Annotated in this window: 13 protein-coding genes; 3 read left to right on the forward strand and 10 right to left on the reverse strand. The window is 70.6% G+C overall.

The features are described from left to right. Positions 1-54: 54 nt before the first annotated feature. Complete coding sequence (locus AB0H86_RS05305) at positions 55-1,419, reverse strand: MFS transporter (protein ID WP_362433172.1); 1,365 nt, start codon at positions 1,417-1,419, stop codon at positions 55-57. A 169-nt stretch (positions 1,420-1,588) separates the two neighbouring features. On the opposite strand from AB0H86_RS05305, the gene AB0H86_RS05310 reads away from it, so the two are divergent. Then, positions 1,589-2,275 carry a DUF2848 domain-containing protein gene (locus tag AB0H86_RS05310; RefSeq protein WP_362433175.1) on the forward strand — a complete coding sequence of 229 codons (687 nt, stop codon included), beginning with the start codon at positions 1,589-1,591 and terminating at the stop codon, positions 2,273-2,275. Between the two features lie 94 nt (positions 2,276-2,369). On the opposite strand, the gene AB0H86_RS05315 is transcribed toward AB0H86_RS05310, so the two are convergent. From AB0H86_RS05315 to AB0H86_RS05340, 6 genes are all read right to left on the reverse strand, one after another. Further along, complete coding sequence (locus AB0H86_RS05315) at positions 2,370-3,371, reverse strand: hypothetical protein (RefSeq protein WP_362433177.1); 1,002 nt, start codon at positions 3,369-3,371, stop codon at positions 2,370-2,372. A gap of 24 nt (positions 3,372-3,395) precedes the next feature. Further along, complete coding sequence (locus AB0H86_RS05320) at positions 3,396-4,676, reverse strand: TRAP transporter large permease subunit (RefSeq protein ID WP_362433179.1); 1,281 nt, start codon at positions 4,674-4,676, stop codon at positions 3,396-3,398. A 3-nt stretch (positions 4,677-4,679) separates the two neighbouring features. Next, the gene (locus AB0H86_RS05325) at positions 4,680-5,279 is read right to left on the reverse strand and encodes a hypothetical protein (RefSeq protein ID WP_362433181.1); all 600 of its coding nucleotides are present in this window, start codon (positions 5,277-5,279) and stop codon (positions 4,680-4,682) included. Then, the gene (locus AB0H86_RS05330) at positions 5,276-7,405 is read right to left on the reverse strand and encodes a hydantoinase/oxoprolinase family protein (RefSeq protein ID WP_362433183.1); all 2,130 of its coding nucleotides are present in this window, start codon (positions 7,403-7,405) and stop codon (positions 5,276-5,278) included. The genes AB0H86_RS05325 and AB0H86_RS05330 overlap by 4 nt, the downstream gene beginning before the upstream one ends. 111 nt (positions 7,406-7,516) lie before the next feature. Continuing rightward, positions 7,517-9,115 (reverse strand): FAD-dependent oxidoreductase, encoded by a 1,599-nt coding sequence (locus AB0H86_RS05335; RefSeq protein ID WP_362433185.1) that lies wholly within the window; start codon positions 9,113-9,115, stop codon positions 7,517-7,519. A gap of 54 nt (positions 9,116-9,169) precedes the next feature. Continuing rightward, positions 9,170-10,270 (reverse strand): LacI family DNA-binding transcriptional regulator, encoded by a 1,101-nt coding sequence (locus AB0H86_RS05340; RefSeq protein ID WP_362433187.1) that lies wholly within the window; start codon positions 10,268-10,270, stop codon positions 9,170-9,172. A gap of 210 nt (positions 10,271-10,480) precedes the next feature. Between AB0H86_RS05340 and AB0H86_RS05345 the strand changes: the two genes are divergently transcribed. Next, positions 10,481-10,777: a GYD domain-containing protein gene (locus tag AB0H86_RS05345; protein WP_362433189.1), complete on the forward strand. Its 297-nt coding sequence runs from the start codon at positions 10,481-10,483 to the stop codon at positions 10,775-10,777. Positions 10,778-10,890: 113 nt separating this feature from the next. On the opposite strand, the gene AB0H86_RS05350 is transcribed toward AB0H86_RS05345, so the two are convergent. The 3 genes from AB0H86_RS05350 to AB0H86_RS05360 form a co-directional block, all read right to left on the reverse strand. Further along, a complete protein-coding gene (locus tag AB0H86_RS05350; RefSeq protein WP_362433191.1) occupies positions 10,891-11,328 on the reverse strand; it encodes a hypothetical protein in 438 nt (145 codons plus the stop codon). Positions 11,329-11,371: 43 nt separating this feature from the next. Then, entirely contained in the window at positions 11,372-12,145 is a 774-nt protein-coding gene (locus AB0H86_RS05355) for a polysaccharide deacetylase family protein (protein ID WP_362433194.1), read from the reverse strand. A 271-nt stretch (positions 12,146-12,416) separates the two neighbouring features. Next, the gene (locus AB0H86_RS05360) at positions 12,417-13,247 is read right to left on the reverse strand and encodes a DUF4394 domain-containing protein (RefSeq protein ID WP_362433196.1); all 831 of its coding nucleotides are present in this window, start codon (positions 13,245-13,247) and stop codon (positions 12,417-12,419) included. Between the two features lie 313 nt (positions 13,248-13,560). On the opposite strand from AB0H86_RS05360, the gene AB0H86_RS05365 reads away from it, so the two are divergent. Further along, complete coding sequence (locus AB0H86_RS05365) at positions 13,561-14,787, forward strand: helix-turn-helix domain-containing protein (RefSeq protein WP_362433198.1); 1,227 nt, start codon at positions 13,561-13,563, stop codon at positions 14,785-14,787. The last annotated feature ends 389 nt before the right edge of the window (positions 14,788-15,176 follow it).

Raw genomic sequence — 15,176 nt, forward strand, 5'->3', positions numbered from 1 at the left:
GGTCCTCCTTAGAACTTCGAACGCCGAAAGAACTTCGAACGCCGAACTTGCGGGTCAGTGGGAGGGGGTGGCGTCCGCCGTGTGCGGCGCCTTCGGCGCGGCGAGGGCGGCGTCCTCGTCGACGGCGGCTTCGGGGCCGCGCCCCAGAAAGACGCCGACGAGGGAGACGGCCGAGGCGAGGGCGATGTACACGGCCAGCGGCGCCCAGCTGCCGTAGACGCTCAGCAGGCTGGTGAACAGCAGCGGGGCGACGGCGCCGCCGATGATCCCGGCCAGGGTGTAGGCCAGGGACGAGCCGGTGTAGCGCAGCCGGGGCGTGAACTGTTCGGCGATGAAGGCGGCCTGCGGACCGTACAGACAACAGTGGATCACCAGGCCGACGACGACCCCCGTGGCGAGCGGCAGCCAGGTGCCACCGCCGATCATCGGGAAGAACACGAAGGGCCACACACCGGCGGCCACCGCGGCACCGCCGTACAGCAGACGGCGGTTGATCCGGTCGGAGAGGGCACCGGCCAGCGGCATGAGGAAGACCTGGATCGAGGAGCCGATGAGCACGGCCGCGAGGGCGGAGCCGCGTGACATGCCGAGTTCCTCGGTGGCGTACGTGAGGACGAAGACGGTGAACATGGCGTACAGCACGTCGGGGCCGACGCGGCACAGGATCGCGGCGAGCAGGGCGCGGCGCTGCGTGGCGAACACCTCGCGGACGGGTGCCTGCGGCCGGGAGTGCTCGGCCTCCATCGCCTTGAACACCGGAGTCTCCTCCAGCTTCGCCCGGATCCACAGCCCGAACGCGACGAGAACGCCGGAGAACAGGAACGCCACACGCCAGCCCCACGACTCGAACTGCGCCTCGGTCAGCAACGCGCCGAGGGCGGCCAGGACGCCGTTGGCCAGCAGATTGCCGGCGGGCGGGCCGACCTGGGCGGCGGAGGCGTAGAAACCGCGGCGGCGCGGGTCCCCGAACTCACTGGACAGCAGTACGGCGCCGCCCCACTCGCCACCGACGCCGACGCCCTGCGCGAAGCGCAGCACGACCAGGGCGATCGGGGCGGCCACGCCGGCCGACGAGTACGCGGGCAGGACGCCGATCAGGAACGTGGCCACGCCGATCAGGATCAGCGTGGCGATCAGCACCTTCTTGCGGCCGATCACATCACCGAGGCGACCGAAGACGAACCCGCCCAGCGGGCGCGACAGATAGCCGACCGCATAGGTGGAGAACGCCAGGAGCGTGCCGGTGAGCGGGTCCTCCGAGGGGAAGAACAGGTCGCCGAAGACCAGGGCGGCCGCGGCGGAGTAGACGGCGAAGTCGTACCACTCCAGGGCCGTGCCGGTCAGGCTCGCGACGAAGGCCCGGCGGACGCCGGAGTGCCGATCGAACGCCTTCGCGTCGTCCTTCAGGGTTTCGGGCATGGTTCCCATCCTTGCTCGGAGACATCGACCTTTCGGCATACTTCTTGTATACAGGTCGTATGCGCAAGCCCTGCGCGACGAGAACTTCGACCGCGACGAGAACTTCACCGCGGCGAAACCGGACGCACCGCCGCCGCGGTCCCGTCACCCGATCTCTGGAGTGCCCCTCATGGCCGTGCTGACCTTCGAACTGCCCGACGGATCGACGCGCGAGGTCGACGTCGTCCAGGTCCTCAACGCCGGGTATGCCGGACGCAGCCAGGAGGACGTCGCCGCACACGTCGCGGAGCTCGCCGAGCTGGGCGTGCCCGGCCCGTCCGTGACGCCCGCCCTCTACCCCGTCTCCCCCTACCTCGCCCAGCAGACGGACCGGGTCCACGCGCAGCACGGGCACACCTCCGGCGAGGCGGAGTGGGCGCTCGTCGTGGCGAACGACGGGGAGCTGCTGCTGACGGCCGCCTGCGACCACACCGACCGCGACCTGGAGGTGCACGGCGTGGCCTGGAGCAAGAACGCCGGCCCCGACGTCCTCGCCCGCCGCGCCTGGCGGCTGGCCGATGTGGAGTCCCGCCTCGACGACCTCACCCTGCACGCCTGGGTCACCCACGGCGGCACGCCGACGGAGATCCAGCACGGCACCCTCGCCGAACTCCTCGCCCCCGCCTACTGGATCGACGTCCTGCGCTCGCGCGGCGCGCTCACGCCCGGCACCGTCCTGATCTCCGGCACCATCCCCATGGCCCCCGGCGTCGACCAATTCGCCGACGGCTGGAGCGTGGAACTGGCCGACCCCGCCACCGGCGACACGATCCGCCTCCAGTACGACGTCCAGCCCATGCCGGCGCCCATCGGCTGACGCGACGGCCCGGGGCAGCCGGCCACGCCCTGTGGTGCGGTTGTGGTGTGCGGCCGCCCCCTGGTCCGGATACCCGGGGAGTCGGTCCGCCGGGTCAGCCCCGGGCCACCGCGATGGATCCCGCGAGCCGCTCTCCGGCCTCGTAGATCATGTACGGGACGCCGCCATCGGTGCCGAAGGACGGCGCCGCGGCGCGCCCGTTCTCCGGAGCCGCGCCGCGCGAGTCGTAGAAGACGCCGAGGTGGGTGCGCTTGCTGAAGTCGTTGCCCACTTCGGTGATCATGATGTCGCCGCCGCTCGCCTTGTCCTTGTTGTAGACGACGTAGGTGCTGTTGTTCCGGTGCAGAAGGTGCGGACCGCCGACGTTGACGGCGCCTACGTCGCCGTGCCGGATCAGCGGCTGCTGGTCGTAGGTCCAGGTGCGGCCGTCGGCGGACCAACCCCAGTGGATGTCACGGTGGTCGGTGGTGTTGTTGAGCATGAAGACCATCACGTAGCGGGCGCCGCGCGAGGGCAGGTCGTGGCGGAAGACCCGGGCGTACGACGTCTCCGTGGTGCCTGTCGGGAGCATGGACGCCGACAGCACGACCTTGTCGTACGTGAAGTGGATCCCGTCGGCCGAGCGGGCGAGGCGGGTCGTGGTGTTCTCTCCGTGGAAGTACAGCCAGAATTCCTTGGCGTCCTGGTTCCACAGCACATGGGGCGACGAGACATGGCTGACGGAGTAGTGCGGTGACCACGTGTTGGAGACGATCGGGTTCGACGGGTACTCCGTGAACGGTCCTTCCAGCGAGTTGCCGTAGGCCAGGCAGATCCCACCGGGCGCGTCGTGCGGCGCGTAGTACAGGTAGTAGCGGCCGAGGGGGGAGCTCAGCTTGTCGTACACGCCTCGGACGCAGGGAAAGATGATCTCGCCGGTGGGGTTGTACTTCAGCTGAGACGCTGTCAGAAGCGTGCGGACGTAGGTGTGGTCGGGGAATCCGCCGGGCGCCGCGGCCGCGGGCTGGGCACCCACGGCCGTACCGACGGCGAGAGCGGCTCCGGTGGCGGCGGTGGTGCGCAAGAAGAGACGCCGGTCGAGGTGGTGCTCCTGCATGGTGGGCTCCAATGACGGAAGGACTCAGAGGTAGGTGGCGGCGGTGACGCACAGACCGCCGAGGGCGACCGCCCAGACGTACGGCAGGGTGCGCACCATGACCTGTTGGGGAGTGACGCCCGCGTACTGGGCGCTCCACACGGTCTGTGTGCTGGTGGGGTCGGCGACGCCGAAGACCTGGTTGTACGAGGTGGCCATGCCGAGGACGGCGGCCGCGGGGTAGATGCCGGTGGCGATGAGGACGCCCGCGATGCCCGCGCCGAGCCCGAACACATTGAGCGGGCCGCGGTAGAGGCACAGCGGGACGAGGAGCGTGAAGACGAGGACGAACACCACGGGGTTGTGCGGACTGAGGGCCTTGACGAGCGGTTCGAGCGCGTCCACGGCACCCGGCAGTTTCACGGCCGCGAGCAGGATGCCGATGGCGATGAACAGGGCGATCGGCGGGGCGGCCACCTCGAAGCCGCCGTACAGGGTGCGCAGCAGCCGCTTGTTCATCGCGCCGGGCCGGGTCGTGGTGACCAGCGCGTACAGGATGCCCGCCAACAGCGAGGGGATGATGGCGAGTTCGAGGCCCAGGGCGAGAACGAGCGGGACGGCGGGGGCGAGCAGCGCGTACCAGGGCGCGTCGCCCAGTTCCTGGCGCCGTGAACGAGGCTTCGCGTCGACGGACTTGAGCGACCAGGCGTGCTCCGTGCCACGCCGTCGTGTCTCTACGAGGACGAACGCGAGGGCGGCGACCAGGGCGAACGGGAAGAGCTTCACCATGAAGCCGCGCACGGTCGGGATCGGCAGTTCCAGCGCGGTGGAGAAGAACTGCCACACCGGCAGCTCGAAGGGGATGCCCACGGCGATGCCCATCAGCACCGTGCCCGCGGCGGTCACCTTGGGCACGCCGACGGCGATCATGGCGGGGATGCCGATGATGCCGGCGAGCATGGCGGCGGGTGCCGAGCCGGTCACCGTGCCGACGAGCGCGGACACGGCGAGGACGCCGAGGGCCACCACGGTCGGACGGTCACCGCCGAACTCGACGATCTTGCGGACGAGGGTGCCCGCGATACCGGTCTCGTCGAGGAGCTTGCCCAGCCAGGAGCCCAGAATGATCGCGATCATGGTGGCGGCCAGGGCCGGCGCGCCTTCCTGGAGAACGGTGTCCAGCACACTGTTCTCGCCGGTGAGCGGTGCCCCGGCGAGGAAGGCGATGACGACGGCGAGCAGCACCAGCGCGAAGGCGGTGGGCAGTCTGCGGGTGAGCATCAGGCCGACGCCGGCCGCCATGACGAGGAGGATCACGACACCCATGGGTCAGTTCTCTCTTCCGGGCCGGGTGAGCGCCGCACGCAGCGCCGCGGTGAGGAGCAGGGGGCTGCGGCCGAGCCCGCAGACGGTTCGGGCGTAGGCGTGGGCGGCGACCTCTTCGGCACCGGCGACATGGCCGGCCACGCGGTGGCGTCCGACGCGCAGCACGGTGTGGTCGAGTGCCTGCTTGAGCGCCGCCTTCGCGGTGCCGTGGTGCAGGTGGGCGTGCACGGCCTCGTGGGCGAGCGCGGCCGCGCGCACCGAGCCCGGCGGGTACCAGGCACGCCAGCCGCGGGCGTCGACCAACTCCTCGGCGAGCGTGAGCGTGTCGGTGTACAGCTCGACCGTCGCCGGCCGTGACGTGTAGCGGGCGAGCAGCATCCGCTCCAGGCCGTCGTCCCGCTCGATCACGCGCGCGGTGGACGGGACGGGGGCGAGCCGGGATCCGAACTCGTCGGCTCTACGGGCCCATTGGCGCAGCAGTTCGCGGTCACGGCCCTCGTGGGTGGGCGTGGCGGCCAGCAGTCGGACGGCCCATTCGATGTCGTCGACGGACGTGAGGTCCATCAACTCCCGGTCGTTCGAGGTGAGTTCAGTGGCCGTCATGACCGCACCTCCAGGACCGCGACCACCGGCTCGTCGGCCGTGCGGGTCCGCAACTCGCTGCGGGCCAGTGCGAGCAGAGGCTGAGGGTCGAGGACGCCGGACAGGTCGGCGATGCGGGAGCCGAGCAGCAGCCGCAGGGCGGGAGCGCGGACCCCGCCGTCGCCGTACGAGGTGGACTCGCCCACCAGCCGGGCGAGCACCTCGGGGGCGCCGGCCACGGTGGTGGTCTCCACGCGGGCGTCGGCGGCGTGGTGGCGTACGACGCCGTCCATGTCGACGATCCGTACGGGCCGGCGGGTCGGCCGCAGGCGGCGGTGCGTCCGCGTGCCGTAGACGGTGTGGGCGGCGGTGCCCGCCAGGACGTGGACGTCCGCGGGGTCGGTCCTGAGACTGGCCGCCGCGGCACGCAGTCGCTCGGTGTCGTCGGCGCGGTGGGACCGGTCCTGGGTGCGCAGTTCGGTGGCGCCGGTCGCGACCGCGCGCACGGTGTTGGTCTGCGGGTCGACGGTGACCTCGACCTCGACGCCTTCGGCGGCGGCGCCCTGGGCGACGACCGCCCGCTCCGCCTCGGCCCGGACGGCGAGGATCTGCTCCTGCGAGGCGCCGGGCACGATCCGCTCGACCTGTTCCCGTACGAGCGCGAGGGCGACGCCGATGGGGCTGATGACCTCGTTGTGGCGGGCGATCCGCCCCTCCATGCCGCTGGTGCGGGCGAGATGCGGGGTGACGGACGCGGCACCGCCGCCTCCGCCGACGAGGACGGCCGTGTCCTTGTCGAGGCGGTAGTCGCGGATCATGGCGTCCACCACCGTCTTCACCTGGGCGACGCCCGCGTCGAGGATCCGCGTGGCCGCGGTCGCGATGTCGGTGCCGAGCACGGTGGCCAGCGGCGCGATCGCGGCACGCGCGGTCTGAGGGTCGCAGTGGGCGAAGTCGCCCTCGGGGACACGGCCGAGGGCGTTGGCGGCACACGTCATGGTGACGGCGAACCGCCCGCCCGCCGCGTCGAGCACGACATAGTCGGCGGGGTCGCCGTCCATGGGCCGGACGGTGTCCACCGTGGCGTCGCGCAGCTGGTCGGGGGAGGCGAAGCAGGCGTACGGCAGTCCCGCGATGTGGGCGCTGCGCGGTCCCACGTCCGTCACCCGGCCGTCGCCGATCCGCACCATGGAGCCGCCGCCGACGCCGACCGTGCGCACGTCGAGGGCGCTCAGGTACGAGGTTTTGCCGAGGATGGTGGCGTGCCGGACGGCGACCTTGCCGCGGCGTACGACGCTGATGTCGGTCGACGTGCCTCCGGTCTCCAGGAACGCCCCTTCGCTCACCCGCTCCTGCATCAGCGCGCCCGCGACTCCGGCGGCCGGTCCCGACAGCACCGTCAGGAGCGGTCGGCGGCGCATCTCGTCGAGGGCCATCACGCCGCCGTCGCAGCGCATCACCATCAGGGGCGCGGTCACGCCCGCCTTGGTGATGGAGGCGTCGACGAGGTCGGCGGTGGCCAGCATGCGGGGCAGGATCGCCGCGTTGACCACGGCGGTGCGGGTGCGCTTGTGCAGCCCGTACAGCGAGGTGATCTCGTGCGCGGCGGTCATCGGCAGCCCGTACGGCCGTGCCGCGTCCAGGACGGCCTGCTCGCCCTCGGGGCGGTCGACGCTGAACGGCTGGCTGGCGACGAGGACCGATGCGCCTTCGCCCTTCAGCTGTTCGACGGCGCGGCGGACGGCCGCCGTGTCGTCAGGGTCGCTGACATGCGCGTAGGCCAGCGGGAGCCTTTTGCCGGGGGCGAGTTCGAGCTTGCCGAACGAGGCGAGGCGCCGGGTGAACGCCGCCGAGGGGCCGGTCCCGATGCCGATCAGTCCGACGGTCGCCACGTCGCCCTCCAGGAGGGCATTGGTGGCCTGGGTCGTGCCGTGCGCGAGGAAAGCGACGTCGGTCGGGGCGCGGCCGGTCTGCCCCAGGAGTCGGTCGAGCGCCTCGACGATGCCGTGTGCGACGCCGTCCTCGTGATGGTGGCTGGTGGGGACCTTGACCTGCCCCAGGAGTTCGAGGGTCGTGGCGTCCACGGCCACCGCGTCGGTGAAGGTTCCGCCCACGTCGATGCCGACGCGGATGCGGGGTGTGTTCATGTCCGGGCACCTCCTTGTGCTGGACTTGCGCTGGATCGGTTCGCGCGGGCCGTCGCCGGGCGGGGCGCATGGAGCCGCCCGGCCCGCAACTCCCGTCCGCGCGGGGGTCGTTCAGTAGCCGCGTACGTCCGGCCAGTGGCGTTGCACTCCGTCGCGGTCGAGCAGCCGCGCGAACTCCTCGAACCGCTTGTCCTCGGCCTGCACCTGGTGCGGCTCGACGTCCTCGGCCACGCAGTGTGCGGCCAGTGCGCCGGCGACCTCGCCGACGTTCCACTCCACCGGGTGGAGCCGGTAGCAGCCGTTGGTGATGTGGGTGGTGCCGATGTTCTTGCCCGCGGGCAGCAGGTTGCGGACCCGCCGCGGCACCAGCGCCCCGAGCGGGATCTCGAACGGCACGGAACCGATGTCGACGTAACTGTCGCCGCCGGTCGAGGGATGCAGGTCGATGCGGTAGCTACCGATACCCACCGAGTCGCGGTGCCGGGTGCCGCCGTACGGGCCGACCAGGTCGATCGCCACATCGTGCTCGGTGACCGTGGTGACGGCCTTGATACGGCGGGACTCGCGGACGTACGCCGCCTTGGCCAGGCCGTCCGCCGTACCGGTCACATCCGGGCGGATCCGCAGGCCCGGGAAGCCGGTGCCGCCGTCCGGGCGCGGCGCCTCGGTCTGCAGCCAGTACAGCAGCGACAGCGACAACTGCCGTGCCTCGCACAGCGCTTCGGCCTCCTGGCCGATGTACGGCTTGAGCCAGTAGTCGTTGAGCGGCCAGTTGACGAGTGTGATGTCGGAGTCGAAGGCGCCCGGCGTGTGCAGCTTGCGGGCGAGGACACGGCGAAAGCCCCACAGTTCCTTGTCGCCGGCGTCGGCGCTCTGGTCGGCGGAGACACCGAGCGGGTCGAGATCCGGATTCGGTACGAAGGTCCGCGGCACCGGCTCCAGCGTGCGCGGGTCGGGCGCCTCGAAGCCGAGCAGCGGACCGGGCCAGAACGAGGGCCGGTAGGCGCGCCAGAAGTCGAAGTCCTGCGGGCGGTCGATCGTGTGGTCCTCGCCCTCGTGATGGGAGAGCGCGAAGCAGACCGTGATGCCCTGCTGGTTGTCGGGCTGGGCCTCGTCCGGGGCGTGCGGCTCGTCGAACTCGGCGCGTGCCTCGGCCCCGTTCGCGTGCTCGACTCCCGCGAGGTGGAGGAGTTCGCCCGTCTCGGTGGCGTCCAGGACGTAGCGCGCTGTGAGGGTGCGATGCGTCCCGTCGCGCTGGTTCTTCAGGGTCACCGACCGTACGACATCGTTGTCGGACTCGGCGGAGACCGGCCGGTGCTCGGTGAGTACCGTCAGCCGGCCCGCCGCACGGTGGGGCGCGAGCATGCCCTCCAGGACGGCGAGGGCGACCCTCGGCTCGTGGCAGAGCTTGCTGACGCGGCCCGCTCCCGGGTTGAGGTCCGTGAGCGCCAGGGCCTCGGCCCGCAGCGGGTACCAGTGGCGGTAGTACCGCCGGATCTCCTCACGCAGCCGCCGGTACGAGGCGGTCGTGCCGAACCGCTCCACCCATGGGTGCTCGTCGGGCGGTACGGCCTGGCTGGTGAGCTGGCCGCCGATCCAGTCCGTCTCCTCGGTGAGTACGACGCTGCGTCCCGCCCGGCAGGCGGCGAGTGCGGCGGCCACGCCACCGAGGCCGCCGCCCACGACGAGGATGTCCGCTTCGGGTATCACGCTTCTCCTTGCTGCCGGATCAGGTTCATGGGGGGAGGTCCGTATGGACCGTGCTCAGGGACGGGCAGGCGGCGGAGGTCCGGTCGTCGGGCCCGGGCGGAAGACACAGCTGACGAGTGGCTCGCGCGCCTCCTCGCCCGCGACGAGCGCGGCCAGCAGCCGCACGGCCGCGGCGCCCAACCGCGGCCGGGGGATGTCGAATCCGGTCGGTACGGGCTCGCTCGCCAGATCGGAGGGCGGGCTGCCGAGCAGGGCGAGGGACACCTCCGCGGGGCAGTCGAGGCCCGCCTCGCGCACGGCGGAGAGCAGGCTTCGCCAGGCCGCCCCGGTGTCGGTCTCCTCCGCGACGAAGGCCGTCACCCCCTCGTCGGCCCAGGCACGCAGCCGTTCGGGCGTGAGCTCCCGCCGCGGATCCGCGGACCGGAAGACTGTCGTGGGACCGGAGGGCAGACCTGCCGCCTCCAGCCCTTCCAGGAAGCCGCGCTGACGGTCCGCCGAGGCGGGCGCGTCGTCGTCCTCGCGGACGAGGACGATCCGTCGATGCCCCGACTCGGCCAGCCGGCCCACGACGTCACGTGTGGCCTCGACATAGTCCGCACCCACCCATGCCACACCCTCCAACTCCTCGCGGCGGCCCAGGTGCACGACCGGGAAGCCGTCCTCGACCAGCCGCTTGAGCTCCGTCCGGGGCGTGTGCCGGCCGATGAACAGACAGCCGTCCGCGAGCCGGACCCGGCTCAGGGCGTCGGGGCCCGCGGCCCCCGCGCCGCCGGTGCTCGACCCGGTGAACAGCACCAGGTCGTAGCCGAGCGCCGCCGCCTCGCGCTCCACGCCGACCAGGAAGGGGTAGTACGAGTGCTGCACATCGGTGGGGAACGTGGCGGTGAAGCTGAAGACGCCGAGAAGGTTGTTGCGGGCGGCGGCCAGCCGCCGGGCGGCAGGATCGGGCACGTAGCCGAGACTGCGGGCCGCCTCCAGGACCCGCCGGCGGGTCTCCTCGGAGATGATGCGGCCCTTCCCGTCCGGCTTCGGGGAGAGCACCAGGGACACGGTCGCCTGCGACACCCCCGCGAGCCGGGCCACCTCGGCCTGCCGTGGCCGCGACGTACGTCCGGCCGGAGCGGGCGTACGTCCGGGCCGCTTCCTGGGTTCCACAGTGACTTCTCTCCTCCGCGGCGGCGCCGTTAATGCGTATTACCTAATGCGCATAACTGGAGAGTGCCCCTCGCCGTCCGGCGGGTCAAGGCTTGGGACAGAAGTGGTGATCGGCTGCCGTCGCTCATTCGGGTGCGCAGATTGTGCGTGTTTCAGCCACTACGCACAGGATCAACCTTGCGATGTGTTCCCTCACGAAGGTGAAAGACCATGCCGACGTATGTCACGTTGCTGAACTGGACCGATCAAGGGATCCGGCACTACAAGGACACCGCACAGCGGGCCGAGGCCTTCGCCGCGGCGGCACAGAAGCTCGGGACGAAGGTCCTGAACCTCTACTGGACCGTCGGTTCGTACGACCTCGTGGCCGTTGTCGACGCGCCCGACGACGAAACCGCGACCGCGGTGCTCCTGCAGCTCGGCGGGGTGGGCAACGTCCGTAGCACGACCCTGCGGGCCTTCGGCCGAGAGGAGATGGACCGCATCGTCGCCAAGGCCGCCGGCTGAGGGCAGGGCAGACCTTGACGCCGGACGAGGGCGCTGGTGTGCGTCCCCGTCCGGCGTCGTCGATGTCAGGTGGGCCGACGGCAGGTGCCGGCCCACCAAGCGGATTCTCGATGTCAGGCGATGCTCAAGTCGTCGAGGTAGCCGCGATAGCCACCTGTGGCGCCCGGACGGTCGTACCCGACGAGGATCTTGCTGATCGCCTGCCCCGCCTTGACCGCGCCGAGGTTCACGGTGACGTGGTTCCACGCGTCGAGCGTGAGATGGCCGCACTGGTCGGCCGGATGCATACCGGTGCCGGACTGGTCGGTGGCATCCGAGTCCCGCAGATCACTGCCGTCGGTGAAGATCAAGTCGACGGCGACGCAGGTGCTGTCGTCGGAGCCGGCGGACACCCATGGAGTGGTGGCGTCGGACTGCGGGAAGATCCAGTAGCTCAGCGTCGTGCCGTCGCGGACGGTGATCCAGGCAAGGCGAGAAACGTCACCAGAATCGGTCTCGTCCTTGGGGGATTGCTCAGCCGGCGCACACCACCAGGTCGACCGGCCCAGCACCGCGGTGCTGTCCGCGCTGGGTGAGGATCTCCTGGACCGGGGCTCAGCGCACCGGGAAGCCGAAGGCGTAGCCCTGCTCCTTGAGTCGGGGGAGGACCCGGCGCAGGGCTTCGACGGTCTGGGAGCGGTCGCCTCCCGCGTCGTGGAAGAGGAGCGTCGGCCCGTCCGGCAGCTCCCGCTCGACGGTGGCGACGATGGCGTCCGTGCCCGGCCGCTCGAAGTCCTTGGTGTCCACGTTCCAGCCCAGCGGGCGCATGCCGCGGGAGGCGGCGAGCTTGCGGCTGTACGGGGTGAAAGCCCCGCCGGGCGCCCGGTAGTACATCGGTCGTACGCCCCCGGACGCCTTGGTGATCATGCGCTCGGCGTCGAGGATCTGCTGCGACTGGTAGGACTCGGACTGCTTGTCCATGGTGGTGTCGTGCGACACCGAGTGGTCGCACAACCGGTGCCCGGCCGCGACCACCTTCTTCACGAGGTCCGGGTGGGCCTGCGCCTGCGTCCCCACCATGCAGAACGTGGCCTTCACCCCGTACTCCCGCAGCACGTCGAGCATTTGAGGGGTCCACACGGGGTCGGGGCCGTCGTCGATGGTGATGTTGACGCCGCGCGCCCCCTTTTCCGAGGCGTGCGCGATGGTTACCGCGACCGGCTTGCCGTCACTGCCCGGCTTGGCCGACGCGTTCGCCTTCGGCGACGAGCCGCCCACGACACCGGCCTGCGCGGTCCACATCGAGGCACCGGAGGCGAGCAACGTCACCCCGAGCGCCGCGCCGAGCATCTTGCCGTACCAGCCACGCCCGCCGCCGTGTCGCGCCATGTCCGCCCCGCTTTCCCGCAGTTCCTCGCCAATTCCCTGGTCACCTCGCGACCAACTGGAAGGACGAGAAGCGGCGGCAAAGGGATGCGTCCGTTACCGATCAAGGACAATCCCGGGGCAGTTCGCCGACAACCGGGCGAGCAGCGGGCGGAACCGGCGCGCGCCCACCGCGGTGGCCCGCCGGAGCCGACGTCCGGCACGGCCCACACCCGAACTCGCCGCGACCCGGGAGCAGCAGGGCCGCGGCGAAGGCGTGAGCTTCGGTTGGGGCTCAGCTCCCGGTGAGGGTGATGGCCAGGTCCGTGAGGTTCAGTGGGAACTGGCCGACGAGAGTCGGCTCGCCGGTGAAGAGGTTGACGCTGTAGAGGGACGGCGTGCTCGCGCCGTACGGGGTGAGCGAGGCGAAGGCGACTACCGAGGTCGTCTTGCCGTTGGTCAGATAGCTGAAGATGTCCAGGCCGGCGTTGGCACCCGCGTCGAAGCCGAGGGAGCCGATCGGGGACAAGGTGCCGTTGTTGGCCGGCGCCTGGATGACGACCTGGTCCAGGGTGGTGTCGATGTCGAACAGCGCTGTCGCGGTGGCCGCGTTCAGGTCGTTGTTCGTGTAGGCGGCCGCGGTGACGCCCCTGGTCGGCCCGGTGAGCGGCGGGGTGGTGAGGGTGGTGTCCTCGATCGTGGTGTGGTCATTGAGGTTGTGCCGCAGGTTCTGCCCGTTGTCGCTGATCAGGCGGAGCCGGTCGGCCGCCGGGTTGAAGTCGATGTCGAAGTTGGTGCCGTACAGGGCGACCTGGAGCTGGGAGACCTTGGTGACGACGACGTCCGTGGTGACCGGCGGCATCTTGATCGTGTAGATGCCGCCGGCGTCGCCGACGCCGTACAGCAGACCGTCCTGGGGACGGAAGTCGATCCCGACCAGCTTCTTGTCGCCGACGAGGCCGTTGATGGTCCTGACCCAGTTGAGCACGTTCGGCTGGTCGGTGGTGAAGGTGGCCATGAGGGTGCCGTCGCCGGTGATCCCGTACGCCCGCAGGCTCGGGGTCGCGGCGGGGGCGGCCGAGCTGGTTCCCGGCACGCTCAGCATGAGCGCTGTCGAAACGGACATGACCGCGACCGCCGCCGCGAGTCTCTTTCTGATTCCTGCTTTCATGACTGTTTCCCTCCCGTTCGAGCGAATTTCATTACGCACGCAGGGTGAACTCTCTGCGCATGCGAATTCGGGAATTCCGATGGCACTCATTAAGCAGCCTTCACCGTGGCTCCACAAGTGAATCGAACAACAACAGGGCCCGGATCAGGGAACTTTGCGCACCGTGACAATTCGCTGCCGACGCACCCGCCCCCGATTTACGCCAAGTGATAAATGTCGTCCGGATCTCGCCTGTCCACCCATTGCCGGGAATGGCATGCTCACGTCCATGGGCAGCCTCTTCGCCGAGCTGGCCCGGCAGGTGCCCGCCAGCGCACGCCGGGAGGTCGATACGTATGCGCGCGAGATCCCGGAACTCGGCATCCTGGACGCGAACCCCCGGGCCAGGGCCGAGACGATGGAGTACTCGGTGTGGCTCAGGCGCCGCACGATCGAATTGTCGCCGGACAACAGCCAGTTGAGTGAGGCCGACCTCGGCTACATCGCCTCGATCGGCGAGTTACGGGCCGGGGCCGGAATGTCGGTGGACTCACGGCAGCGGGTCCTGCGCCTGCACACCGAGCTCATGCTGCGTGAGATCAACGAGGCGACCGAGAGGCAGCGCGGCGGTGGTGTCGACGAACTCATGCAGGTGATGACCTGGTTCGCCCCGCAGGGCGAGCGGGGCATCGTCGCCTACCGCCAGGGATTCGTGACGGTGCTGCGACGCCGACTGCCGTACGTCGAGCAGGTCGCCCTGCTGGCCAGGTCGCTGCTGACCGGCGACCCCATGGCGGCGGAACTCGCCCCCTTCCTGGACATGGAAGTGCCCGAGCGCTGCGCGGTGACCGTGATCCGGGTGCCGGACCGCCCCGCCGGCGACCGTGACCTGGAAAGCGAGATCGAGGCGCTGGTGAAGACGTACCGGGTACCGGTGACCTGGTGCCCGGAGGGCGGCGGCAGGGGCGGCGAGCTGATCGCGCTGACCCCCCTGACCCTCGACACGGCCGAACCGACCTCACGGCCCGAAAGCCCCGATCTCGTATCGGATCTCGTATCGGATCTCGTACGGAACTTCGCCGAGGCTCTCGGCCGCCCCTGTGCCGCCGGCACCGCCACCGCACCGCTGCCCGAGCTCGCCGACGCCCTCGACCGGGCCCGTCGGATCAGCAGGGCGGCCCCGCTGAGGCAGGCGTCCGCGCGGCTGCGGCCGCACACCATGGCGGACGTCTTCGTCGAACTCGCGGTCGATGACGTGCCGTTCGTCGACGACTGGCTCCAAAAGGTGGCCGGGCGCCTCGAACCCGGCCCGGACCTCATCCGCACGCTCGACGCGTACTACCGCCACGACATGAACCGCGCTGCCACGGCGGCAGCCCTGAACGTCCACCAGCGCACCCTGGACTACCGCCTCCGCCGGGTAAGGGAGCTCACCGACATCGACCCGGTCTCGACCCATGGCGTACGGACCCTCAGCGCGGTGGTCACGCGGCGCCTGTCGGGAGCGTGGCGCTGACCCGACGGGCGGCCCTGCCCCACCCCGTCCTCTCGTCCGGTTCCGGGTTGCCGCGTCCAAGGACCTCGCCGCCGGCCCCGGCACTCGTCAGCACGCGCGGTCGTCTCGTCAACACCCGGTGACCGCCCGTACGCGAAACACTTTCGGAAACGTGCCCGTGACACACCGCTGCCGCGTCCCAATACTGTCCTCACCTTTCGTCCGGCATTTTCTGCCGGAGGAACCGCCCAGGCCCCGAAGGAGCCGCGTTGATTCATTCATGGATACGGAGGGTGTTCGCGGCGGCAGCGGCCGCGGGCATCGGTGTGGCATTCACCATCGCCTCCGCGGGGACCGCGTCGGCATATCAGCCCGGTCCCGCGAACCTTTACACGGCGACGAATTCGGCC

The sequence above is a fragment of the Streptomyces sp. NPDC050997 genome (genome assembly GCF_040660135.1).
Taxonomy (GTDB): Bacteria; Actinomycetota; Actinomycetes; order Streptomycetales; family Streptomycetaceae; genus Streptomyces.

Bases quoted from the DNA above. Each gene is read 5' to 3' on its own strand.
- AB0H86_RS05305 (WP_362433172.1), bottom strand. From the start codon at position 1,419: ATGCCCGAAACCCTGAAGGACGACGCGAAGGCGTTCGATCGGCACTCC.
- AB0H86_RS05310 (WP_362433175.1), top strand. From the start codon at position 1,589: ATGGCCGTGCTGACCTTCGAACTGCCCGACGGATCGACGCGCGAGGTC.
- AB0H86_RS05360 (WP_362433196.1), bottom strand. From the start codon at position 13,247: ATGTCCGTTTCGACAGCGCTCATGCTGAGCGTGCCGGGAACCAGCTCG.
- AB0H86_RS05320 (WP_362433179.1), bottom strand. From the start codon at position 4,676: ATGGGTGTCGTGATCCTCCTCGTCATGGCGGCCGGCGTCGGCCTGATG.
- AB0H86_RS05355 (WP_362433194.1), bottom strand. From the start codon at position 12,145: ATGGCGCGACACGGCGGCGGGCGTGGCTGGTACGGCAAGATGCTCGGC.
- AB0H86_RS05325 (WP_362433181.1), bottom strand. From the start codon at position 5,279: ATGACGGCCACTGAACTCACCTCGAACGACCGGGAGTTGATGGACCTC.
- AB0H86_RS05330 (WP_362433183.1), bottom strand. From the start codon at position 7,405: ATGAACACACCCCGCATCCGCGTCGGCATCGACGTGGGCGGAACCTTC.
- AB0H86_RS05315 (WP_362433177.1), bottom strand. From the start codon at position 3,371: ATGCAGGAGCACCACCTCGACCGGCGTCTCTTCTTGCGCACCACCGCC.
- AB0H86_RS05365 (WP_362433198.1), top strand. From the start codon at position 13,561: ATGGGCAGCCTCTTCGCCGAGCTGGCCCGGCAGGTGCCCGCCAGCGCA.
- AB0H86_RS05345 (WP_362433189.1), top strand. From the start codon at position 10,481: ATGCCGACGTATGTCACGTTGCTGAACTGGACCGATCAAGGGATCCGG.